Source organism: Brumimicrobium oceani (assembly GCF_003143775.1).
Classification (GTDB): domain Bacteria; phylum Bacteroidota; class Bacteroidia; order Flavobacteriales_D; family Crocinitomicaceae; genus Brumimicrobium; species Brumimicrobium oceani.
Genome location: NZ_QFRJ01000012.1, coordinates 35813 through 57710, shown reverse-complemented (window position 1 = coordinate 57710; position 21898 = coordinate 35813). Strand labels below are relative to the sequence as shown.

Below are 21898 nucleotides of genomic sequence, written 5' to 3'. Positions count from 1 at the left end.
AGCTGCTTTTTAATTTGAGTTTACGCCATCACTTCTTTTTCTAGTTCTATTGCTTTTTTGAAAAGAATGTTATTCTCTAAATGAATGTGTTGGTGTAGGTCTTTTTCGAACTCTTGTAGTTTTGCATACAATACCCTGTAAGTATTACAAGCGCTTGCTGGTGGTTGATAGTTGTCACTTAATTCATGAATTTTCTCCATATCATCACCTGCAACTAAGTGCTCCGCCTCCATCATATTGATTGGATTAACGATTGTACCAAATCCTGGTTTTTCAACCTTATTTCCTGCCTTTTTAGCGGCAACCATTTCTTTAATATAAGGGAATAAGATATTCTCTTCTTTTGGCATGTGATTCATCAACTCTTCCGCTACATTTTTAAAGAAATGAGCAATATCTATTGTTTCAGGATGTGCTTCTCCATGAACACGTGCAACTTTCGCACTGTATTCCAACAACATAGGCAAGGAATCTGTCACATATTTGTGGTGATTATTTACGATAAAATCACTTAAAAAATCTAATTCCCACTCATTGAAATTTTCATTTCTTGAGCCATTTGCATTACTTATTGCATCTAGTTCCCTTTGAACTTCCCTGTGGTCAATTCCTTTTTTCTCGCATGCCCTCTGAACAGTAATTTTACCTCCGCAGCAAAAATCAAGACCAAATTTTCTAAAGACCTCAGCTTTACGGAAATCTTCAGCAACCATCTCTCCCATTGTAGCGATCTTTTCTTCTTTCGTTACTTTGGTGATTTTTACCTCCCAAAACTCAGGGCCTTCCAGAATATACTCCCAAGTAAAGACCTCTCCTAATTCAGCCAACATTTGGTAATATAGTGGCTTTGGATCGTGATCATTGTGAATAATAAAGTGTTCTTTATTCTCTAATTCTGCAAACTTTTCAAATATTGCAGGATGCTTAAACTTTGGTTCAATCTTCGTTACATCTAATGTTTCCATAACTTATTGTTTTACTATTTAGAACAAATCTACGGAGAGATCACAAATAAAAGACCTTTTTATCTTTTTTTATTGGGTGACTTTTGTCAGTTTCTAGATAAAAACTATTTGCACCTCCAAATAGGTGGCCTTTCTCAGAGAAAAAAGAAATGACCAACAGCCCATAACAGAGGGGGGAAAACAGAAATTCATAAAGCATTTTTATGATTGTCGAGACAACGGAAGAAACGCTTGGTTTGGGAAAAAGAAATTTAGGATTCAATTATGCAAGCAAAAATATTTTATTAGTTTTAATAATTGAAAAACCTATACGAAATATGCAGGATATAAAACTTAGACTAGCAACGATAGAAGATCTTGATGCTTTAGAGGAATTTGAACAAGCGGTGATTCAATATGAGCGACCTTTTGCTCCACAACTCAAAGATGGTCCAATACATTATTACGCTATCGAAGACCTTATAAAAAATGAAAATTCGTGCTTTGTAGTTGCGGAATACAATAATCAACTCGTTGCTTCTGGATATGCCTCTATGGAAGAGGCGGAACCAACCAAAAAAGAGCGTTTCCATGCCTATTTAGGCTTCATGTATGTTGTTCCTGAGTTTAGAGGAAAAGGAATAAATGGTATGATTGTTCAGCATCTTATTGATTGGTCAAAGAAGCATGATTTATCAGAAATTGTAATAGAACTCTATGCCGAAAATCAAAGTGCGTTGCAGGCGTATAAAAAGATTGGCTTTCATCCTGATTTGTTAAAAATGAGATTGAATACGGAAGAGGAATGAAAAATGAAAATGAAGAATGGGAAATGGAAAGCGTACAGTGTACCGTGTTGAATGAAAAGTGAAGAATTAAAAAAGTTGAATTTCGAAATAAAATAACAAATCCTTATTTCCTTTAATGGTTTACAATACTGTTCAAAAGAAATTACTCAATGTCCAGAACCCAAATCACCATATTGTTTCTTGTAATTTATACTTTAACAATGATAATTGTTGGAATAGCAAACAGGAAAAGTGAAAATAGTGAAGATTACTTTTTAGCCACCAGAAAACTGCCTGCATGGCTATTGGCCATTACTTTTATTGCTTCCTGGTGGGGTGGCGGTTCTGCAATTGATGTTGTCGATCATGCCCATCAAAATGGTTTAAGTTCTTTTTGGATTTATGGTGTTCCTGTCTTGGTAGCAACAGTTTTAATGCTAATCTTTGCCAAAGGAATTAGAAATATAGGCACAATTTCACAAGCTCAATTAATGGGCCAACGCTATAACAGCAAAGTCGCATTTTTATTGACTGTATTCATTGTAGTTTTCATGGTTCTTGCCTCAACCGTACAAGTAATTGTGATGGGTCGTTTCTTTAATGCTTTCTTCGAAATGAGTTATGAAAACGGTGCTGTTTTGGGAACTGCAATTGTCTTAACCTACTCTATGTTTGGCGGTTTTAAAGGTGTTGTTATTACAGATTTACTTCAATTTCTTTTCTTTCTCTTCACCGGAATATTCTTGTTCTATTTGGCCTATACAAAGGCAGGTGGAATGGAAACAGTGATAAAACTTGCTGAAGTAAAAGGAAAAGAAGGATACACGTCATTTTTCCATAATGTGAGTGATAATTTGGCTTATGTAATCACTTTTGGAACTTCATGGATGATTCAAGCCAATGTTTGGCAAAGAATTTCCGCTGCTAAGAAAGCTACAGACGCTAAAAAAATGATGCTCATTAGCTTTCTAGCATTTATTCCGCTCTACCTCATGGTAACCTATACCGGAATGTTTTCCTCCGTTTTTTATGAAAATGTGCCCGAAGGAGGAGTTGTACCCAACATGATTAGCCAACTTTCTAATCCTGTTTTAAGTGCAATTTTATTCGTAGGATTAAGCGCAGCTATAATGTCTACAATGGATTCATTAATCAACACGGGAGCCTTGTCCTTTACGGTAGACCTCTATCAGAAATACATAAATCCTAAGGTGAGTCCAAGGAAAAGCGTTGTCATAGCGAGGGTCTCCACCTTAATTATCGCCTTATTAGCATTACTCTTTGCTTTACGGATTGATTCGGTATTGAAAATTTCTTGGATAGGCTCTGACTTTCTAACCACTGGTGCTTTCATCCCATTGGTTTTCGGATTTTTATGGGCGAGAGGAACAAGCAAGGCCGCTTTTATTTCTATGCTGTTTGGTATTCTTTTTTCGACTTATAATTTACTAGTGGCTTTAGGCGTTTCGCTCCCTACTTTATGGGAAATAGCATCGGTCGAACAAGCAATTATCGGAATTTCAATTTCTTTAATCTTGTATGTCGGAATTAGCTTACTGACAAAAAGCGACAGCGATAAAAGCAAAAGATTTATTGAAAAAGCGAATATTTTGGAACGGTAGAAACATTATTCTTACTTTAACACATCAAAACATATACAATGCACGAAATAGGACTTTACATCATGGCAATAATTTATAGTCTAGCAGGAATATTGCATTTCATTAAGCCTAAACCTTACATGAAAATCATGCCGCCGTCAATTCCTTATCCCAAAATGATGGTTTATATTTCTGGTTTTTTAGAATTGCTTTTCGGAATGGGACTGCTCTTTGAGGCAATACAGTCTTACGCAGCAATTGGACTTATCCTTCTGCTGATTGCTGTTTTTCCTGCCAACATCTACATGGCCAAACGCATGCACGAAAAGAAAAGTAAAAACAGCTGGATTGCTTTTGTGCGCTTACCACTGCAATTTGTGCTCATCTACTGGGCTTACCTCTACGTTTAAAGAATCATTTTGCAGTAACATTTCTACAAGCTCAAGCTTCCATCTAAAATGAAGCTCAGACAATTCATTTGAGTAAATATTACTAAGTTGTTCTTTAAAGTAAGTTACCATTTCTATTAAGTCCGCTTTATCATTTTCACTTTTCGAAATAAAGTAAGCGGTAAGCAATGCTTTCAAGACATCGGTTTCTGCTTTAAAGAAATCAGGCTCCTCATTTGACAGTTCAGTTTGCTTAGCTGTTTCTGTGGGATGATAAACAAGGTTTGCTACATTATTTTGAATGTGATTTGCTACATTTCGGGTAAAAACTATTGCTTCTAATAAAGAATTGGAAGCTAATCTATTGTTTCCATGTAGCCCCGTGTTGGCACATTCCCCAATTGCGTAAAGATTTGGGATGCTACTTTCCCCCTGCATATTTACTTGAATCCCCCCACAACTGTAATGCGCAGCAGGTGTTATGGGAATAGGCTGAATGGTTAAATCATAACCTCCTTCTTTACAATTCTCTATAATGTAGGGAAATTCATGCGCTAACAATTCCTTCGAAATGTGTCTGCAATCAAGATAAACCCCATCATTTCCAGAAGTCTTAATTTCCTGATAAATGGCAGAAGAAATAACATCGCGTGTGGCAAGTTCTCCCCTTAAATCATATTTAAACAAAAAACGTTCGCCTTTTTCATTTATAATATGTGCCCCTGCTCCTCTAACCGCTTCTGAAATAAGAAACAATTTACTTTTTCCGAGTTCTCTAAACGCAGTGGGGTGAAACTGAATAGAATGTAAATTAGCGATTTTCGCACCAAGTGTACTTGCCAATACAATTCCATCGCCAGTGGCTATAGGAGAATTAGTAGTATATTGAAATAATTGACCCATTCCCCCTGTGGCCAGCACAATGGTTTTTGAGTTAATTTTAGTTGTTGCCTTTTCCGCATAATTATAAATCCAGGCTCCAGCAGCTTCACCATTTGCATTTAAAAGCAATTCAACTACTTCGCAATATTCTAATACCGAAATTGTATTGTGATGTTCTAACTGTTTTATAAGCTCATCATGCACTGCGGCCCCTGTTTGGTCTTTAACATGCAAAATTCTAGCTTGTGAATGTCCACCTTCTAGCCCAAGATGATAATCATTTTGAACTTGATCAAAACGGACACCCCAATTTTCTAATTGATGAATTCCTTTATGTGCATTTTCTACCACGAAAGAAACAACTTCTTTATCTGCCTTATGCTGAGAAGCATTTAGGGTATCTTCTATATGCGCTAAATAACTGTCGCTTTGTGTGGACATCACAGCCGCAATTCCACCTTGTGCATACCGTGTATTTGTTTCTTTTAGTGCTGACTTACTCACTATAGCTATGGAAAGTGAGACCACTTTTTCTGTCAAGGCAATGGCCTGAGATAATCCAGCGATACCTGCGCCAATAATTAAAACATCAAAATTAGTTTTCATGCGGAACCAGTTTAGAGAATTCAATCATCTTTACAATAGGAGCCTTTGCTTTATCAAAAATTGCAGGGTCAATATTAATTTCTGGAGTTTCATTCAACAAACAATTATATACCTTTTCTAAGGTATTTACCTTCATGAATGCACATTCACTGCAGGCACAAGTATTGTCTTCATGAATAGGTAATGGCACCAAATTCTTCCCTGGAGCTTGCTTACTTAGTTCGTGCAGAATTCCTGCTTCTGTTCCCACTATAAAGGTTTCTGCATCAGAATTTTTAATGTAGTTGATCATTTTACTGGTAGAACCAACATAATCGGCTACTTCCAAGATGTGAGGCTCAGACTCTGGATGCGCAACAAGCTTTGCATCAGGAAGTTCAATTTTTAATTTCAGCAATTTATCAAATGAAAAAGCCTCATGCACTATACAAGCACCTTCCCACAATAGAAGATCACGGCCTGTTTCCTTTTGTAAATACTTCCCTAAATTTTGATCTGGGGCAAATATTATTTTCTGATCAATTGGGAAAGAATTAATGATATCTACGGCATTGGAAGAAGTACAAACGATATCGCTCAACGCTTTCACCTCTGCTGTACAATTCACGTAAGTAACCACCTTATGATCTGGATGTGCCTCTGTAAAAGCCTTAAACTGTTCTGGTGGACATGAATCCGCTAAAGAGCACCCTGCCTTAAGGTCTGGTAGCACCACTTTCCGTGTTGGATTTAATAACTTTGCTGTTTCAGCCATGAAATGAACCCCAGCAAATACAATAATCTCAGCGTCGGTCTTGGACGCTTCCACGGCTAAGCCCAAACTATCTCCAATATAATCTGCAACATCTTGGATATCTTTTTCTTGATAATAATGTGCAAGAATTACTGCATTCTTCTCTTTTTTTAGCTTTAAAATTGCTGATTTTAATTCTTCTTTATTTGACATTTCAATGTGGTATTTTCAATAATTGCCGAGAACAACTCAAACAACAAATTGCCGAAAGAGTATAGTTTTCGAAAGATCAGTTCAAATGTAGAAATAGAGCGAATGATAAAAAATGACCTAAATCATCTTTAGCGAATTAAAGATAAATTTGTCTTTAATTCTTTGTTTTATGATAAGAAAAAGAAACAATTCTCAAGTACACTTAGAGAGATGAGAAAATGTTGATTTGAGAATCGTTTCAATTTTCTTTTGTATTTTGTGTCTGGTTAGAATCAAACGAAATTAAATCCACTTCTTTTGAGCTTATTTTTTTCTTTTCGGCTGATGCGCGCATCTCCTAAAGAAATAAAAGCAAACTAATACTCAAAATCTTTTCAATTTATAAAAATCCTTTGTTTCCAATCAGCCACTTTAACTAGCAGCTCAATTGCAATTAAATACGGTACAAATATAAGTCACGCTTTTAAAATGAAATATGATGTAAATCATGAAAGAGAAATTTATTGAAATTTCTTTTTTTAAACGATCGGAAATTCTATCCACTAATTTCTAATGTGGTTACCCGCTATCTTACCAGTTCTATATATTAGAAATAACTAGCTATAACTTATGACTTTGAAGCCAAATTAATATTTAACGATAATCAAAAAGAGATTCCTCAGTCGTTTCTTCGGATGAAAGGTGTTATATATTATTGTTTGGGTGATGAAGAATTAGAATATAATTCTAGTCTGAACAGTGAGGTATTTGATAAGTATTTTATTTTTATACCTATCGGACCCTTTACCCAATCTACTATATGAGTAAAATTAGCATTATTCATTAGTGTTTTTCTTTTTGGCATTTTGCATTCTAGTCTATTTCTATTTGAATTCATGCCCTTGCTTCGCTTCGTTTCTTGTCTCTACTCCTAAAAGTAGATAATGTTCCCGATGAAAAATCGTTACCGAAAAGCTATAGAACTTCCGCCATTATCAGCGCCTTCTAGCCTGCTCCACCTTCAAAAAAGGATAAAGCGCGTCCTAAAAAAGAAGAATTTCCACCCTAATAACTATTTGGAATTTCATATTGAAGGGATAAAAATTTAGGTCTTCAATAAAATTAAACTAACAATTCGCAAAGCAAAATTGAAATTCGGGGTTTAAATAGTTTAGGGGTAAAGAAGACGATAAGTATTTTAACTCTAAATGTATGGTAGGGCGTTATAAAAAACATCTGCGCCTGTACATCAACGACAAAATCAAAATGCTTTCAAACTGTCTTTGTCCATAATCATTACATAGGCATGTTGATCATCCATTTCATTAACGTTAATATCAAGTATTTTAGAACGTTGCATCATTTTTAGTCCTTCGTAAACCTCATCGTTTTTCTCAAATACCAAAAAATGTTGATCTTCTATTTGATCTAAAACTTCTTGCATTAATTCAATTGAATCTTTCACAGGCTTATTGATGAGCTGTTCTTTTCTTTCGTTTGTTAACTTTAAAGCAGCATTTGCAATTTCTTTAATCTCAGCATTTCCCTCCAAGAACTCTTTGAAAGAGGCAATATTCCAAATTTGGAAACCTTTGTAATCTACTGCTTCACCTTGTAAAATTTCTGCAATCATAACTTAGTCTATTTGAAATGCAAAAATAAATGATGTGCTATGGAAGAAAAATGACTTTCATCAGCAATACTGAGTTGAAAAGCGACAAATCAGTAGATTTTTTTATCTCTGTTAATAAAGCATTTAATTTGATTAAAATAATTGGCTCCATATACTATTAAAGAGTTATAAATTATCCGGATAAACAATAAATGTTAGCGTCTTTTCCTGTGTTTTGAAAAAAGCTTTAAAAATGTATTTGGTTAAAACCAACCTGATGTTTAACTGCAAGCATTTAATAATTAGCCATTGGGTTAAATTGATGAAAATTGACAACAGTAAGAGATATTTAGGCTAATTTTATTTCTTACAATCGCAAATAGTCCATGCAATCAATAATTATTTTTTTGGCAAATGAACAGACTGTAGTGGAATGATTGGAGACAGATTAAAGAAAAGAAACAATTCTCAAGTACACTTAGAGAGATGAGAAAATGTTGATTTGAGAATCGTTTCAATTTTCTTTTGTATTTCGTGTCTGGTTAGAACCAAACGAAATTCAATTCAATTCTTTTGAGCTTATTTTCCTTTTTTTCTTGTCGGCTGATGCTCGCATCTCCTAAAGAAATAAAAGCAAACTAATTCTCAAAATCTTTTCAATTTGTAAAAATCGTTTGTTTCCAATCAGCCACTTTAACTAGCAGCTCAATTGCAATTAAATACGGTACAAATATAAGTGGCTATTTTCGTTTAAAATATGATGTAAATCATGAAAGGGAATTTTCTGTGAAATTATTTTTAAATGTATCGTAGGGACGTTTTACAAAACGCCTGTACTCATGCATTCATAATTGAGGAATAACAAAAAAGTCCCGACGTTAGCGCCGGGACTTTCAAAAATATATTTGTAGTTTTCTTGCAAAGATTACAAATCAAACTTAATACCTTGTGCCAATGGCAACTCAGTAGTATAGTTAATTGTATTTGTTTGTCTTCTCATGTAAACTTTCCAAGCATCAGAACCAGACTCACGTCCACCTCCTGTTTCTTTTTCACCTCCGAAAGCTCCACCAATCTCAGCACCTGAAGTACCGATATTTACGTTGGCAATACCACAATCAGATCCTTGAGCTGATAAGAATTGTTCTGCTTCACGCAAGTTTGTTGTCATAATTGCAGATGATAAACCTTGCACTACTCCGTTTTGAAGTTTAATTGCTTCAGTAACCTCTCCTGAATATTTCATTACATATAGAATAGGTGCGAATGTTTCGTGTTGAACCGTTTCGTAGTGGTTCTCAACTTCTAGAATAGCTGGTTTAACGTAGCATCCAGACTCATATCCTTCTCCTTCAAGAACTCCACCTTCAACCAATACTTTTGCTCCTTCTTTCTTTGCAGATTCAATTGCGTTTAAGTAATTGTTTACAGAATCTTTATCGATAAGTGGTCCAACGTGATTGTTTTCATCCAAAGGATTACCAATCTTAATTTGACCGTAAGCATCAACGATAATTTTCATTACTTTGTCGTAAATGCTATCGTGAATAATCAAACGACGTGTAGATGTACAACGTTGTCCAGCAGTTCCCACAGCACCAAATACAGCACCTGGAACAACAATTTTCAAGTCAGCATCTGGAGTAATGATCATTGCATTATTTCCACCTAATTCTAACAATACTTTTCCTAAACGTTTTGCTACAGCTTCGTTAACAGAACGCCCCATTCTTGTAGATCCTGTTGCAGAAACCAATGCAATTTTCTTGTCGTTTGCCATTGCTTTTCCAACATCTGGACCACCAATTACCATAGTAGAAACTCCTTCTGGAACATTGTTTTTAGCAAATACTTCTTGTGCAATATTTTGACAAGCGATAGATGTTAGAGGTGTTTTTTCTGATGGTTTCCATACACAAGAATCTCCACAAACCCATGCCAAAGCCGTATTCCAACTCCAAACTGCAACTGGGAAGTTAAATGCTGAAATTACTCCAACCACTCCTAGTGGGTGATATTGCTCATACATTCTGTGTCCTGGACGCTCAGATGCAATTGTTAAACCATACAATTGACGAGAAAGACCTACTGCGAAATCACAGATATCGATCATTTCTTGAACTTCTCCTAAACCTTCTTGGTAAGATTTCCCCATTTCGTAAGAAACCAATTTACCCAGTGGCTCTTTATATTCTCTCAAAGCATTTCCTAACTGACGAACAACTTCACCACGCGCTGGTGCTGTCCATTGTCTCCACTCATAAAATGCGTTAGTTGCTACTTCAACTGCTTCGTTGTAGTCTTCAACAGATCCTAACTGTACCTGTCCGATTTTTGAACCATCTACTGGTGTAAATGAATCAATTACGTCGCCTTTAGTATCAATCCAGTTTTTTCCTGTTGATGCTCCCTTGTTGACTCCGTCTTTAACTCCTAATTGACTTAGTACGTCTTTGATATCAATTCCTGACATGTATTCTTTGATTTTTTGATTCATGCAAAAGTAAGGAGATTTTAGGAGAAAGGAAAGGAAAACTCAGTATTGAGGTTTTAGTGGGTAGTTTTGAGGTTTGATTAAAGAAAAGAAGTAATAAGTATTGCATTACTCTATACTGACTGTGGCATAACTAGTAATGAGTTAATGTTTAAACATGAATTCTACAGTTCTTTTAATTTACTTTTTGTCATAATGAAATCTACATTGTAAAATTGTGCATTTTTGATCAATACCTCTTTTACCAATTACTTTATAAACTAATCTATGCTCTCCGGTAATTCGCCTGGACCAAAAGCCTTTCAATCCATGTTTAAGTGGTTCTGGTTTACCCAAACCTTTAAATGGGTTTTCTTTTATTGATTTAATCAGATCTTTTATTTTCTTGACCACTTCAACATCAGTTTCCAACCAATAACAAAAATCGTCCCAGCCTATTTTCGTAAAATCAACATTCATTTTAACCTTCATTAAATTGAACTACCTCACCGCTATCCATCTGATGAATTGATTCATATAATCTGTCCCTATTGGCTTTCGTGGATAATAAATGTTCTGTTTCTTTCAAAGAGTTGTACTCCCCAATTGACATGATTACAATTGCGTCTTTTTCCTCACTTCTGGGTACAACTATTACTCCCATTGAATCTGAAACATAATCGAAATGTTTTTTTATATTCTTACGAAGTGTTGTTATGGTTATTGCTTTCATAATTTCTGAAATTAGCGTACGTTTAAATGTACGATCTAAGTTACAACCAAATAGTTTAAAAAACAAATGATTCTATAATAATAGCACAATTTTAAAAAACTCACCCATATTATAAGCTGTGAAAATTACGAGAATGGAAAGTTCATTTTTGTAATTCTTGAAATTTGATAAAATCAATACAAAACAAATGATGGGAATTAGCATTAAATATCCCATTGAATTAGCGAATTGAAAATTCGTTGTTTTCATTAAAAATGATGAAAAAATGAAAAAACTGATGAAAAAAGCCAAGTATTTCTTCTTTTTTAGACTAAAAACAGCAAAAACCAAACTCAGGGATTCAAAGAGATAAAGTGATTCCTATTACAGGAAATTATTGCTGTTATTTCACATAACACGAAAGAAATAACTATAAAATCAAAGTTGAGTGAAAAATTTATTATCCTACAACATCGCTTTTATATCAGAACCCCAAGTAGGATAAGTAAAGGCCAGTGCTTTAATCTCGCTCACTTTCATTTTTTGATTAATTGCCAAAGTAAAAAGATTGATGAGTTCTCCTGCATTTGAAGCCAAAATATGTGCTCCAAGAATGGTCTGCTGCTTTTTGTCAATGATTACTTTATAGGTGTAATTTGACTCATTTAAATGCTTAGCACTAAACCAATGCGGAACTCTCTTGTGGTTAACTTGATATTTGTCCTTGCTGTCTTCGATTTCCGATTCGCTCATTCCAACCATTGCCAATTGAGGAACACAATGAACGACTGATGGAACAACAATTTTTTGGAGTTTTTCTGTATTGCCTTTTCGAATATTTGCTGACAAAACCACCGCTTGTAAATTCGCAGTTGGGGTTAATGGAGGCTGTGGCGTGGCAGCAACATCTCCGCAGGCATAAACATTTGGATTACTCGTGCTTTGTAAAAACTCGTTTACGGTAATTCCTCTTTTCTCAAACTCTACATTTCCTTTGGTTAAATCTAAATCTGCAATTGATGGAATTCGACCTGCGGTATTAAAAACCAGTTCTGTTTTTATCGATTGAATTTCTCCTTCTGTTTCATAATATACACGATAGTTCTTTTGGAGTTTTTCTATTTTATTGGCTTTGGCTTCTAAAAGAATAGTGATCCCTAAATCTCTGGAAATTTCCGTTAATTCCTCGGTCAAATCTTTATCGAAACCATCTAGTATGGTATCACCAAACTCGATCACTGTAACTTTTGCACCACATCTGGCTGCAATGTGAGCAAGTTCAATCCCGATATATCCGCCACCAATAAAAGTGATGTCTTTTGGAAGTGTTTCAAGCGCTAAAAAATCATCGCTCAATTTTAAATACTCTCTTCCAGGGATTTTTAATTCCATAGAAACCATTCCTGATGCAATGACTACCTTCTTTGTTTTAACCGTTTTTCCTTCTACAGACAAGGTGTTTTCATCTAAAAACTTAGGCGATTGATGGTACAAAGAAATACCCGCCTTTTTTAATCGCTTTTCATTTACTGCGGGCACTGCACTCGTAAATGTTTGCTTATATTCCTGTAGGTTTTCCCAATCTATTTTTGGTATACCAGTCAAGCCCTTTCCTTCAAGATTTTTAGCCGATTGATACACATCTGTAACACCAGCGATTACCTTTTTAGGATCACAACCGCGATTGGCGCACGTGCCACCGTATTCTCTATTGTCTGCAATGGCAACTTTCATTCCTGCCGCCGCACAATCAAAGGCAATTGTTTTTCCGGAATTGCCTGTCCCAATCACAAATACATCAAATTCTTTAATGGCCATACCGTTTAAAATTATTAGAGATTATTCTATCTGCGATAGTTAAAGGATGAAAATTCAAACAATTATTTCGCACTTATTTCTTTCCAAACGCTTTGTAATTGACTCCCCATTGAATCCATTGTGTTGCGCGCTTCACTGGCTTCTACATGAGTTTTTGCAGATTCATTCATGTATCTTTTGGCTGTATCGATTAGTCTTTCTTTCATCGGATGATTAAAGGCTTTTTCAAAATTTTCGTCTGTTGTTGAACTTGGTTTTTCACCTGCTGTTAATCTGGTTGCGATGTTTAAAATTTCGTTTGTTTTCATGTGTTTTAATTTTTGTTGAATCTCAATATAGGAATATATTAAGCGACTAAAAAACAGAAACAATGTAAAAATGATTCTTTTATGTTTAATTAAGGAATTCTAAATTCTGTTGATTTTCATAAAAATGAAATAAATCTTTATTTTATATTTGATATGCTCAAACAAAGTTTACCCAAATGATAATCGAAAAAAGAAAATATCGTCAGCCCATTATTTTATTGGTTTTTGGAATCGTTTTTAGTCTATTTTCTGATTATGCGTCTTTAGATTCAGAAGGAGATTGGTTTGCACGGTCGGGAGCAGTTTTAAGCTTTGTTTCTGTTGTAGTTCAGTTCTTGCTTTCCAATTTAAAAAAGACCGAGTTAGAAAGTTTATTTCGTTCCAAAATTGGATTGAAGGCCAAAATACAAACCGTAAAAATTAAAGATAAAAGACATGAATTTTTGTCTTTCGCTTCAGGTATCACAGGATTAGTTGGAACTTTGATTTGGGGATATGGAGATTTGCTGTTTTAAAACTAAAAAATCCCCCAGCTGAAACTAGAGGATTTTAAGATTTTAGTGGCTTCTTGGTTATATTTTAAGCTAATTCATTACGAAAATGAGAAAAGCTGAATTTCCAATAAACATTTGATGTTCGACCGACAAAACAATTCTTTACATCTGAACAACAATTCAAAGTAACGAAAACAATTTCGTGAAAAACCATACATTAATGTACAGTAATCTTATATTTATACTCTACACACTTATGATATGGCAAGAAAGGCGACAGAAATCAATAAAAAAAACTTAGAAAAGCTTAAAGAAAGCGTACTGAAAAAGATTGATTTTAAACTTCTAAGATCTGTTGATTGCGATAAACTAGCCAAAGTAACATCCAAAGAAACAGAGAGTTACATCAACGGAATAACCTTTAAACGTATTTACGGCTTCACCAAGTACAATTTTAATCCCTCAGTTCAAACTTTGGATATAATTAGTCAATTTGTAGGATTTAATAATTGGTATGAGTTTGAAATGTCATTAAATAAACATCAACCAATTTCTGATAGAGAATTAGACATTTTGTTGTCCTTTTATGATTTTGATTTAATCAACAATATAGAATTTCATGATGGAGGAATACAATCTATGTCGCGAAAAATTGCCTTACGATTTAGAGAAGATGTAAGCGCTTTTAAAAGAGCTATTCCATTTTTGGCGAAGAATAAATATGCCCAAAAATTTTTCATTGAACATTTTCCAGATTACGATAACCTTTGCAATTATTATTATTTGCTTTATGAGGAGTACTTAAAACAATCGGAACGAAGATCTGCTCAGCTACTCTGTCACTCCATGCTTTTCTTAAAATCTTTCTGGACACTTAATGAGGAAGATTGTGTTTTTCATATTTCTGAAATTCGGAAAATAGGTATTTCTAAGGGCGATCACACTTTTTTAATAGGTCGTTATTACGCATACAACATATTATATGAAACGAAATATGGAAAAAAGGAAATGGCCTATTCATATTATGATGAATACTTAGCATTAAGGGACCATTTGCCAAAAAGTGGCAAAGGATATTTAGATTTCCCTGCGTCTGAATACATCATTTCTGAAGCTTTGTTATACTTAGAGGCCTACCCTAAATGTATTGAAATTATTGAACTGGCCTACGAAGAGTTTTCTTTAAAGATGGAATTTGTACGAAAAGGCTACTATCGTCAGATGCACCTATTCTGGTTGATTGCAAAAAAGCATGTAAACCCAAGCTTTAAAATTGAAAAGCAACTTCAAAAGATAAATCCTAATATCTTTTACTTTATATCAATGAAGTATTTTAGTGTAACTTATAATTATGCGAAATTTCTAAGTAGTGGGGATTTCAACTATCTAGAGCAGTCAAAAGAAACTTTTGAGGAAATGGGCGTCACCTTTTTTACCGACTTGCTTATTCCTCAATCTCTGAAAATACAAGCAATTGATTTTCCATAAACAAAATTAACTCTTAAACCAGCGAGCAGCTTATATAGTGAAAGGTCAAACTGTACTTTAAACGAAGCGGTATGCAGTTTTTAGTGGGTGATGTCCTTAAAGAAGCTCAGACCAATGTTAGAAATTATCCTAAATTCACATTGAACAAATACCCCACAAAAGCCGTTAAACCCATTGCAACCGTACCCCAAAAAGTTATTCTCACAACGGCTTTCCAGATACTGGAGCCACCTGTGTAAGCGGATAAGGCGCCCAACATCATCAGAAATAGAATGGCGAATCCGTATAACGCATATTCCATAAAGACCATAGGGAGAAACAGGGTTACTAGAAAAGGCAATAAACCACCAATGGTAAAGGCTGCACCTGAAGCAAAAGCAGCTTGCATTGGTTTAGCTTTGTTGGCTTCATTAATTCCAAGTTCATCTCGAACGTGTGCCCTTAAAGCATCTTTTTCTGTGAGTTCTTTTGCAACAAGCATGGCGGTTTGTTTATTGAGTCCTCTGGCCTCGTAAATATCAGCTAAAAACTGTAATTCTTGCTCTGGCATTTCTTTGAGCTCTATGCGTTCTCTCTCAATATCTGCTTTCTCTAAATCAGTTTGAGAGCTTACGGAAACATACTCACCGGCCGCCATAGATAATGCACCTGCAACTAAGCCCGCCAAAGTAGCCAATATAAGCGCATCTCTTGAATCACTGGCTGCAGCTACCCCAATTGCTAAACTTGCAGTTGATAAAATACCATCGTTGGCTCCCAACACAGCAGCGCGCAACCAATTACTCCGATGGATATAATGATTTTCTAAATAGTTATCTAAATTCACTGAATCTCCTTCCATTCGTCTTGTTTTTTAGCACCGACGCAATACAATCAGAATTAGAAAAATCCCGCAGTTAGTCCTCTTGCATTTCCCCGATGAAACATAAAATCAATTTCAACTGTTAAATTACAAATGTTTTTTGAATATTCGCCCCTTGCATGTTTTAGGTAGTGTTGGTATACAATTTAAATTTACAAGACTCTTAATTCCAGAGCGGCGGAGACACTATATGTTCGAAGCTAATTGCACAATTTTAAAATAAATTATGCCTCTCAAATTATGATAAAACCTAGTTTATGTATAGTTTTAATGAAAATAAACTATTCTATGCGATTAAGCGTCTTATTATTTATTGGAACCCTTCTTATTGCAATGAGTTGCGCAACAACAGCTCCTATCGCAACAACAGAAGTAGAAAAAGTTGAAACACCCGAAGAGTTCTCCTCACACATTGTAATCGTTGATTTTGACGTTATAAAAAGTAAGAACAATAAATACGAAATATCTTACAAGAAAGTTCAATCCATTCCGGGCAAGCTAAAGGAAAGCGTAATTATTTATCCGCCCAGAGAGCTGGGTAAACTCGTTGTTCATTTACTAGATGATAAAGATGAAATTATAGAAGAATTAGTGATAAAGAAACCATATTTACAAATCATAGAAGAATATGACCGAGGCGGAAATACTGAGCTTAAAAATGATGATGTAAGAAAAAACCAATTCTCGGTTCGCTTTAATGAAAACAACAAAGTGAAAGCAATCAAAATATTTAAAATTGGTACTGGAAACACTGTTCCGATTTTCCATGAAGCCATTAACTTTTAAGCCTGTTAATCAAGTTCATTTGAATTAAATTGTAAAGACTTTTTTTGAGGTCTTTACCTTATTCAAAAGAGTCCTTCAGTTTTTGAGATTCTACCCTTTTCGTCCAATAAGCAATGAAGAACCCACCAATTATTCCTGGGATAAACCAACCATAGAAACTAGGAAAAAACTGATTAACTACTACAAAAGCTGTCGCAGCAGAAATATAAGCTCCCATAATATTTCCCAAATGCATTTTAAGCCACCCCTTTCTCAATCTTTCAGGGTTTTTATAGGCCCTTAAGTTTTTAATGGCTGAAAAAACTCCAACTATTCCAAATACCGAAAGAACTATATTTACTTTTTGATACAAAAACACTGGAAGAATAATCATTAAAACACTAGTGATGATCATGATCAATGCGATAGATTTATCGAATAATAGGTTGGGGTTTTTAAACTTAAATTTCAACGCGCGCTTACCCACGACCACAAAATATAGACTAAAAACACCCACAGCGAAAAGAAAAGGGCTTTCGTGATTGGGCAGAATAGCAATTAACAAGGCACTTAATGCAGAAATGACCATAGCATAAAAGAATACCAAACCTGATTTCCTATGTAAAAAACGACCCTTTTTCGCGAACATCGAAATAAAGCCAGACACAAAAGCTATTCCCCCGAATGCAGCATGAATGATGATAAAATTTGTATCGCTTGTTCCATAAATGTAGTTTTGACTGTAAAATACAGAAATCTGTGGATAAACGGTTTATTTTCTTTCAGCCATTTCGGTTCGTTTTGTGCCACCTTAACAAAAAAAAGACTCCTACTAGAGCATTGGAAGTTTTTTCAATTCTTCCATAAAGTCGAGCTCTTTCACAGAAGAAATTGAAATATTTCCTTTCTTGTTTTTGTGCATTGAGTCGACATAAATTGCAAAGTTTTTATTTGACCTAAACACACCCAACAGATAGTCAATTGAGTCAGACTGTTTAAAAATATAATCTTTTCTTGCCGTGTCTTTATGTTTACAATAACCATATACATGGCCTCCATTGATGTCATTGTAGGTTATTATGGCAGAATGAAAAATACCAAAATTTGAATGTAAGGCTTCAATTCTAAACCAATCTCCCTTCTCCTCTACCTGAATATTCTCTATACCAATCAACTGGGCATTTATATTTTCAATATGCTGTGAATCAACGTGATTTTCACTTGGTTTGATAAAAATAAAATTTCTGTAATCTGAATGTTCAACGGGATACCAATCGGGATCGTTTTCAGGCGAGGGTGGTACAATGTAATGGTGTGATTTTTTCTTGAGCAACCGACTTCCGGGACCTATTCCAAAATAGATAAAAACAATTATAAGCAGACCAAAAAGGATATATTCCAATTGCATAGCAGTATTGTTTAGCACTAACATTTAGTCAAAAAAATAAGCCATAAAACTGAATTCATGACTTACTGTAATATTTTTATTAATTCTAAAGTAAAGGAGCTGCATTGAGAACTCCTTTTTGTTCAGATTACAACAAAATGATTAGCAAGATTAGAATAAGAACCAAACCTCCAACAGAGATATAAATTCCTCCACCACCATTCGTAGTGGTCTTTTCTATTTCTCTCACTTCTTTTCTCAATGCTCTTTTTTCGCCAAAACTCATATCTGATTTATCCATTTCATAAATTTCAACTAGCCTTGATTCTAGTTCCGCAGAACGTTCCGTTTTTTGTTTCACCACTTTGTCCATCAATCTTTCAGTTAATGGTTTATCTGTATCGGTATTGTTGTCTTGGGCGTTTAATGCATTGGGCACTAATAAAAGTGAAAACGCGGCGAAAATAGTAATTGCTGTTTTTTTCATATTGTTTTGTTTTAGTTAAGAGCGTTATTCAAAAATTGACTAACACTCCTAAAAGTAAGTAATATTCGATAAGGAATCGATTCTATACTTTACAAAAAAGTTAAAATATTAAAAACAGGGTGTTTACGAATCTTAATCTAATTGCTTTAAACGAACACCTAATGTGATGTTTACTTTATTTCCGTATGAATTTATGTCACCAGCTTTCAAGCTTATCCTAAGTTTTTAATCACATTTTCCAACATCGAAGTCACTTCTGTTGCCACATCTTTTAATTGATCATTTTCTACTGATTGCATGGACAACATAGGATTTACTGCCGCTACTTCAATGACTCCATCTTCAAGCTCCTGCACAATCACATTGCATGGCAACATAGTTCCAATTTTATCTTCGGCCTGTAAAGCTTTGTGCGCAAAAGTGGGATTACAAGCTCCTAGAATTTTGTAATTTCTCATTTCAACATCTAGCTTGTTCTTAAAGGTCTTTTTCATGTCAATTTCTGTGAGCACACCAAAACCTTCCGTTTTTAAACCTTCTGTCACCCTTCCTATCACCTCGTCAAATGACCCTTTAATGGATTTATTAAAATAGTAATTCATAATTCTAAATTTTATTTGATTCTAATATAATGTAAAGTTGAGAATAAGCAAATGAAAACAGTGTAACAATGGGTACAGATTAGTAACAATCTCACCTAAACACCTCAGAATAATCCCTCCCTATCCTCCACCCAAATTCTAACTTACTTTTAAAATCGACTACTGCCACTGAAGTCAAAACAATTTCATTTTTAGGAAGTGTTATGGATGAGTGCTCATTTCCACAAGAATATCTGTCTTGAAATTCAACCGCGTTCCATGCTCCTTTTGCTTCTTTACCTTCTGAAATTAATGAGATTTGATCGCCATAACCTCTTAAAGTTTCACCATCAGTCATGTTATTTAGAGTCAAAGAATTGCTGTCGTAAACAAATTCTTCATTTCCTACTTCTTCTGTTGTCTAGCCTTCACAATCAGCAAACACAAAATTGAGCAGCACCAATATAACGGCTACAATAAAAAAGGGAGATTTCACCATTTCAATGAGCCGAGGTTTCGGCGCTTTGCGTCGTGAAGCAAATGCTGCTGAACTGATAAAACTCTCCACCAATGTGCGGTCTTCTTCCTTTACATCTAAACTACGTAATGATTTTTCAACTTTATCCAAGAGCATTGGACTCAGATCATTTCTTTTAACCAGTAATTTTGTGGTTTCAAAATAGTTCAATGCCTTGTAATAATAGCTTTTATCTAAAGCATTTAGAACATCAATAAAAGTTAAGGAATAAACGATAGTCAATTGTATTTCAAAGTCTCTACCATAACTCACTTTCAATTGATTAATTGATTGGTCCAAAAACAATACAATGGGCTTTTCAATTTTAACCCTGTTTTCTTGAGACAAAAACGGACTAAATTTCATGTGGTCCTTTAACTCAATTAAATTTTCTTCTTTCACAAACCTCCCTATTTTATCAGATAAAATGGGAACTAAAAATGGCCGCAGAAAACTTTTATATTGTTTAAACAATGGAGAATCCTTTGGAAGTATAACCTCCTCATCGGGCAATATTATTTCTCCTTTGCTAAAAAGATATTCCACTAATAAATGGTCATCCTCTATCCATTCATGAAATATATGTGCTTCTTTTTCTTGCAATTGCGCTAAAATAAAAGTCAATTGCTTTTGAGTAAAGTCTTCACCGTAAGCCCTTAAAACTTTATGAGATTGAAAATATTGTTCAATAGATTTTGATAGCGCTTGAATAAAATCAGCATTAAATTCTGAGATTTCAAGCTTAAAAATTGCTGCCAGTCTTCTAAAACTAATGAACTTCATGAAGTAACTTTAGATTTATAATTTTGAATATCTAATAGAAAGTCAATATCCTCTTCAATTTTATTTCCGATTACAATAACATTTGTTCCAGCAGTTTTTAAAACTTCGATTTCCTCAATGGAACGTACACCTCCACCTACAATGACAACTGTTTTCAATTGCTGATTTACTTTTTTAATTAGCTCAGCATCAACAGGCTGTCGCGCGCCGCTTCCCGCATCGAAATAAACTATTTCATTGCCTTGTAATACTCCAGCAACAGCTGTGTTTAACGCAATTGAAAAATTATCGCGTGGAATTGGTGTAGTTTGACTCACATAAGCCACGGTAGACTGTGTTCCGCCACTAATCAAAACATAAGCTGTAGGAAGAATTTCCAAATCCAGCTTCAGCACTTCTTGAGCACTTTTTACATGCTGACCAATTAAATACTCCGGATTTCTTCCTGAGATTAAACTTAGATAAAGTAAGGCCTCTGCATCATTTGATAATTGTTGATGATCTCCTGGAAAAATAACCAATGGAATTTTAGTTAACGACTTTAAAATAGCAGTTGTTTTTTCAAAATCTGCTCTAGTTACCGTACTTCCTCCAATAAAAAAATAATCAACTTGGGCAAACTCCGCTTTTTCAACAATGGGCTGAAGCTTCAATTTGGAATTTGTTACTTCTGGGTCAATCAACACTGCAATTTGACCAGTTTTAGCAATAAATTTCTGAAGAATATGTTTAGTTGACTTCATAGACTGGTGATGCATTAATTGAAATTACAAAGTTGTTTTTTCTATCTAAAATGAGCTCTACCTCTTTTTTATTGTTTGGAAAATATATGCCTCCCTTCCATTTCAATTCATCCAATCTGGTGAGCAGTAAATTTTCTGCAAATATAATTTCCTTCCGTCCAGCTAGTTTGTACAAAGCTTCTTTACCAGACCAAACCTTAATCATTTCCTCCACAGATGAGGTATCGGTTAATTCTTCTTCTTCTTTGCTTAAAAACTTATGCTTCACCCGCATCACCTTTTCATGGATTGGCTCTAAGTCCAAGCCGACTTGAAAAGTTTCACAATAGGCCATTCCCACAACATGATTTGCATGAGATATCGAGATAAATCCTTCGCCATCCACATAGGGTGCTCCGATATCCGAGTACAGAATTGCTTCGTTTCCAAAGTGCATGGTTCTTAAAACCCGTGTAGCCACATATTCTCTTCTTCTTGCCGGGTGTTTTAGTGTGGCCAGCTTTAGTTGTTCCGCAGGCAAAAGATTGTGTAAGTGTTCCTCCGTTACAAAATCTTCGTAATAGAGCAGAAACACCGAAACAGGTCCGTATTTAATTTTTTCTGTGTGAAACATAGTTGTAAAATTAACATTTGCCCGCGTAAAAGCTGATTTTGAAATATAATAATAGCACAGAAAACAACAAAAAAATAAAAGTTAACAAGTGTTCATAACTTGTTTAGCTGAAAATTGAGT

Annotated in this window: 24 protein-coding genes; 6 read left to right on the top strand and 18 right to left on the bottom strand. The window is 34.7% G+C overall.

Going from position 1 to position 21898, the window contains the following annotated elements; genetic code table 11:
• Positions 1-20 precede the first annotated feature (20 nt).
• On the bottom strand, positions 21-965 hold the full coding sequence (gene ric / locus DIT68_RS13265; protein ID WP_109360299.1) for an iron-sulfur cluster repair di-iron protein: 945 nt from the start codon (positions 963-965) through the stop codon (positions 21-23).
• Between the two features lie 203 nt (positions 966-1168).
• On the opposite strand from ric, the gene DIT68_RS13260 reads away from it, so the two are divergent.
• The 3 genes from DIT68_RS13260 (at position 1169) to DIT68_RS13250 (ending at position 3743) form a co-directional block, all read left to right on the top strand.
• Entirely contained in the window at positions 1169-1753 is a 585-nt protein-coding gene (locus DIT68_RS13260; RefSeq protein ID WP_233244198.1) for a GNAT family N-acetyltransferase, read from the top strand.
• 149 nt (positions 1754-1902) lie between these two features.
• The gene (locus tag DIT68_RS13255) at positions 1903-3354 is read left to right on the top strand and encodes a sodium:solute symporter family protein (RefSeq protein WP_109360298.1); all 1452 of its coding nucleotides are present in this window, start codon (positions 1903-1905) and stop codon (positions 3352-3354) included.
• A gap of 38 nt (positions 3355-3392) precedes the next feature.
• Positions 3393-3743, top strand: a complete 351-nt coding sequence (locus tag DIT68_RS13250; protein WP_109360297.1) for a DoxX family protein — start codon at positions 3393-3395, stop codon at positions 3741-3743.
• Here DIT68_RS13250 and nadB read toward each other — a convergent pair.
• The 8 genes from nadB to DIT68_RS13205 all read right to left on the bottom strand — a co-directional run bounded on the left by nadB (position 3696) and on the right by DIT68_RS13205 (position 13058).
• A complete protein-coding gene (gene nadB, locus DIT68_RS13245; protein ID WP_109360296.1) occupies positions 3696-5210 on the bottom strand; it encodes an L-aspartate oxidase in 1515 nt (504 codons plus the stop codon). The two genes, DIT68_RS13250 and nadB, sit on opposite strands and share 48 nt — an antisense overlap.
• Positions 5200-6156 (bottom strand): quinolinate synthase NadA, encoded by a 957-nt coding sequence (nadA, locus tag DIT68_RS13240; RefSeq protein ID WP_109360295.1) that lies wholly within the window; start codon positions 6154-6156, stop codon positions 5200-5202. Before nadA ends, nadB begins: the two co-directional genes overlap by 11 nt.
• A 1240-nt stretch (positions 6157-7396) precedes the next feature.
• Positions 7397-7768: a hypothetical protein gene (locus tag DIT68_RS13235; RefSeq protein ID WP_109360294.1), complete on the bottom strand. Its 372-nt coding sequence runs from the start codon at positions 7766-7768 to the stop codon at positions 7397-7399.
• 904 nt (positions 7769-8672) lie between these two features.
• A complete protein-coding gene (amaB, locus tag DIT68_RS13230) occupies positions 8673-10244 on the bottom strand; it encodes an L-piperidine-6-carboxylate dehydrogenase (protein WP_109360293.1) in 1572 nt (523 codons plus the stop codon).
• A gap of 177 nt (positions 10245-10421) precedes the next feature.
• A complete protein-coding gene (locus DIT68_RS13225) occupies positions 10422-10700 on the bottom strand; it encodes a Txe/YoeB family addiction module toxin (protein WP_109360340.1) in 279 nt (92 codons plus the stop codon).
• 1 nt (position 10701) lies between these two features.
• Positions 10702-10953: a type II toxin-antitoxin system Phd/YefM family antitoxin gene (locus DIT68_RS13220; protein ID WP_109360292.1), complete on the bottom strand. Its 252-nt coding sequence runs from the start codon at positions 10951-10953 to the stop codon at positions 10702-10704.
• 444 nt (positions 10954-11397) lie between these two features.
• Positions 11398-12750, bottom strand: coding sequence for a dihydrolipoyl dehydrogenase family protein (locus DIT68_RS13210; RefSeq protein ID WP_109360290.1), 1353 nt, complete (start codon positions 12748-12750; stop codon positions 11398-11400).
• A gap of 62 nt (positions 12751-12812) precedes the next feature.
• Complete coding sequence (locus tag DIT68_RS13205; protein ID WP_109360289.1) at positions 12813-13058, bottom strand: hypothetical protein; 246 nt, start codon at positions 13056-13058, stop codon at positions 12813-12815.
• Between the two features lie 176 nt (positions 13059-13234).
• On the opposite strand from DIT68_RS13205, the gene DIT68_RS13200 reads away from it, so the two are divergent.
• Complete coding sequence (locus DIT68_RS13200; protein ID WP_109360288.1) at positions 13235-13573, top strand: hypothetical protein; 339 nt, start codon at positions 13235-13237, stop codon at positions 13571-13573.
• A 240-nt stretch (positions 13574-13813) separates the two neighbouring features.
• Positions 13814-15040 carry a hypothetical protein gene (locus DIT68_RS13195; RefSeq protein ID WP_109360287.1) on the top strand — a complete coding sequence of 409 codons (1227 nt, stop codon included), beginning with the start codon at positions 13814-13816 and terminating at the stop codon, positions 15038-15040.
• Positions 15041-15164: 124 nt separating this feature from the next.
• Here the strand turns inward: DIT68_RS13195 and DIT68_RS13190 are convergent, their stop codons facing one another.
• Positions 15165-15881: a VIT1/CCC1 transporter family protein gene (locus DIT68_RS13190; RefSeq protein WP_109360286.1), complete on the bottom strand. Its 717-nt coding sequence runs from the start codon at positions 15879-15881 to the stop codon at positions 15165-15167.
• Positions 15882-16142: 261 nt separating this feature from the next.
• On the opposite strand from DIT68_RS13190, the gene DIT68_RS13185 reads away from it, so the two are divergent.
• On the top strand, positions 16143-16688 hold the full coding sequence (locus tag DIT68_RS13185; RefSeq protein ID WP_146194220.1) for a hypothetical protein: 546 nt from the start codon (positions 16143-16145) through the stop codon (positions 16686-16688).
• A gap of 58 nt (positions 16689-16746) precedes the next feature.
• On the opposite strand, the gene DIT68_RS13180 is transcribed toward DIT68_RS13185, so the two are convergent.
• The 8 genes from DIT68_RS13180 to DIT68_RS13145 all read right to left on the bottom strand — a co-directional run bounded on the left by DIT68_RS13180 (position 16747) and on the right by DIT68_RS13145 (position 21778).
• Entirely contained in the window at positions 16747-17316 is a 570-nt protein-coding gene (locus DIT68_RS13180) for a DUF2306 domain-containing protein (RefSeq protein ID WP_233244197.1), read from the bottom strand.
• 183 nt (positions 17317-17499) lie between these two features.
• Positions 17500-18075, bottom strand: a complete 576-nt coding sequence (locus DIT68_RS13175) for a hypothetical protein (protein ID WP_146194219.1) — start codon at positions 18073-18075, stop codon at positions 17500-17502.
• A gap of 127 nt (positions 18076-18202) precedes the next feature.
• Positions 18203-18541, bottom strand: a complete 339-nt coding sequence (locus DIT68_RS13170) for a hypothetical protein (protein WP_109360282.1) — start codon at positions 18539-18541, stop codon at positions 18203-18205.
• 212 nt (positions 18542-18753) lie between these two features.
• Positions 18754-19143, bottom strand: coding sequence for a DUF302 domain-containing protein (locus tag DIT68_RS13165; protein ID WP_109360281.1), 390 nt, complete (start codon positions 19141-19143; stop codon positions 18754-18756).
• 91 nt (positions 19144-19234) lie between these two features.
• Positions 19235-19480, bottom strand: coding sequence for a hypothetical protein (locus DIT68_RS13160; protein WP_109360280.1), 246 nt, complete (start codon positions 19478-19480; stop codon positions 19235-19237).
• Between the two features lie 63 nt (positions 19481-19543).
• Positions 19544-20422, bottom strand: a complete 879-nt coding sequence (locus tag DIT68_RS13155) for a hypothetical protein (protein ID WP_109360279.1) — start codon at positions 20420-20422, stop codon at positions 19544-19546.
• A complete protein-coding gene (locus DIT68_RS13150) occupies positions 20419-21165 on the bottom strand; it encodes a phosphoglycerol geranylgeranyltransferase (RefSeq protein ID WP_158276190.1) in 747 nt (248 codons plus the stop codon). Before DIT68_RS13150 ends, DIT68_RS13155 begins: the two co-directional genes overlap by 4 nt.
• Positions 21152-21778, bottom strand: a complete 627-nt coding sequence (locus tag DIT68_RS13145; RefSeq protein ID WP_109360277.1) for a 4'-phosphopantetheinyl transferase family protein — start codon at positions 21776-21778, stop codon at positions 21152-21154. The genes DIT68_RS13150 and DIT68_RS13145 overlap by 14 nt, the downstream gene beginning before the upstream one ends.
• Positions 21779-21898: the final 120 nt, after the last annotated feature.

Coding starts and splice junctions, on each gene's coding strand:
- ric (WP_109360299.1), bottom strand. CDS start 965: ATGGAAACATTAGATGTAACGAAGATTGAACCAAAGTTTAAGCATCCT.
- DIT68_RS13260 (WP_233244198.1), top strand. CDS start 1,169: ATGATTGTCGAGACAACGGAAGAAACGCTTGGTTTGGGAAAAAGAAAT.
- DIT68_RS13255 (WP_109360298.1), top strand. CDS start 1,903: ATGTCCAGAACCCAAATCACCATATTGTTTCTTGTAATTTATACTTTA.
- DIT68_RS13250 (WP_109360297.1), top strand. CDS start 3,393: ATGCACGAAATAGGACTTTACATCATGGCAATAATTTATAGTCTAGCA.
- nadB (WP_109360296.1), bottom strand. CDS start 5,210: ATGAAAACTAATTTTGATGTTTTAATTATTGGCGCAGGTATCGCTGGA.
- nadA (WP_109360295.1), bottom strand. CDS start 6,156: ATGTCAAATAAAGAAGAATTAAAATCAGCAATTTTAAAGCTAAAAAAA.
- DIT68_RS13235 (WP_109360294.1), bottom strand. CDS start 7,768: ATGATTGCAGAAATTTTACAAGGTGAAGCAGTAGATTACAAAGGTTTC.
- amaB (WP_109360293.1), bottom strand. CDS start 10,244: ATGAATCAAAAAATCAAAGAATACATGTCAGGAATTGATATCAAAGAC.
- DIT68_RS13225 (WP_109360340.1), bottom strand. CDS start 10,700: ATGAATGTTGATTTTACGAAAATAGGCTGGGACGATTTTTGTTATTGG.
- DIT68_RS13220 (WP_109360292.1), bottom strand. CDS start 10,953: ATGAAAGCAATAACCATAACAACACTTCGTAAGAATATAAAAAAACAT.
- DIT68_RS13210 (WP_109360290.1), bottom strand. CDS start 12,750: ATGGCCATTAAAGAATTTGATGTATTTGTGATTGGGACAGGCAATTCC.
- DIT68_RS13205 (WP_109360289.1), bottom strand. CDS start 13,058: ATGAAAACAAACGAAATTTTAAACATCGCAACCAGATTAACAGCAGGT.
- DIT68_RS13200 (WP_109360288.1), top strand. CDS start 13,235: ATGATAATCGAAAAAAGAAAATATCGTCAGCCCATTATTTTATTGGTT.
- DIT68_RS13195 (WP_109360287.1), top strand. CDS start 13,814: ATGGCAAGAAAGGCGACAGAAATCAATAAAAAAAACTTAGAAAAGCTT.
- DIT68_RS13190 (WP_109360286.1), bottom strand. CDS start 15,881: ATGGAAGGAGATTCAGTGAATTTAGATAACTATTTAGAAAATCATTAT.
- DIT68_RS13185 (WP_146194220.1), top strand. CDS start 16,143: ATGATAAAACCTAGTTTATGTATAGTTTTAATGAAAATAAACTATTCT.
- DIT68_RS13180 (WP_233244197.1), bottom strand. CDS start 17,316: ATGTTCGCGAAAAAGGGTCGTTTTTTACATAGGAAATCAGGTTTGGTA.
- DIT68_RS13175 (WP_146194219.1), bottom strand. CDS start 18,075: ATGCAATTGGAATATATCCTTTTTGGTCTGCTTATAATTGTTTTTATC.
- DIT68_RS13170 (WP_109360282.1), bottom strand. CDS start 18,541: ATGAAAAAAACAGCAATTACTATTTTCGCCGCGTTTTCACTTTTATTA.
- DIT68_RS13165 (WP_109360281.1), bottom strand. CDS start 19,143: ATGAATTACTATTTTAATAAATCCATTAAAGGGTCATTTGACGAGGTG.
- DIT68_RS13160 (WP_109360280.1), bottom strand. CDS start 19,480: ATGACTGATGGTGAAACTTTAAGAGGTTATGGCGATCAAATCTCATTA.
- DIT68_RS13155 (WP_109360279.1), bottom strand. CDS start 20,422: ATGAAGTTCATTAGTTTTAGAAGACTGGCAGCAATTTTTAAGCTTGAA.
- DIT68_RS13150 (WP_158276190.1), bottom strand. CDS start 21,165: ATGAAGTCAACTAAACATATTCTTCAGAAATTTATTGCTAAAACTGGT.
- DIT68_RS13145 (WP_109360277.1), bottom strand. CDS start 21,778: ATGTTTCACACAGAAAAAATTAAATACGGACCTGTTTCGGTGTTTCTG.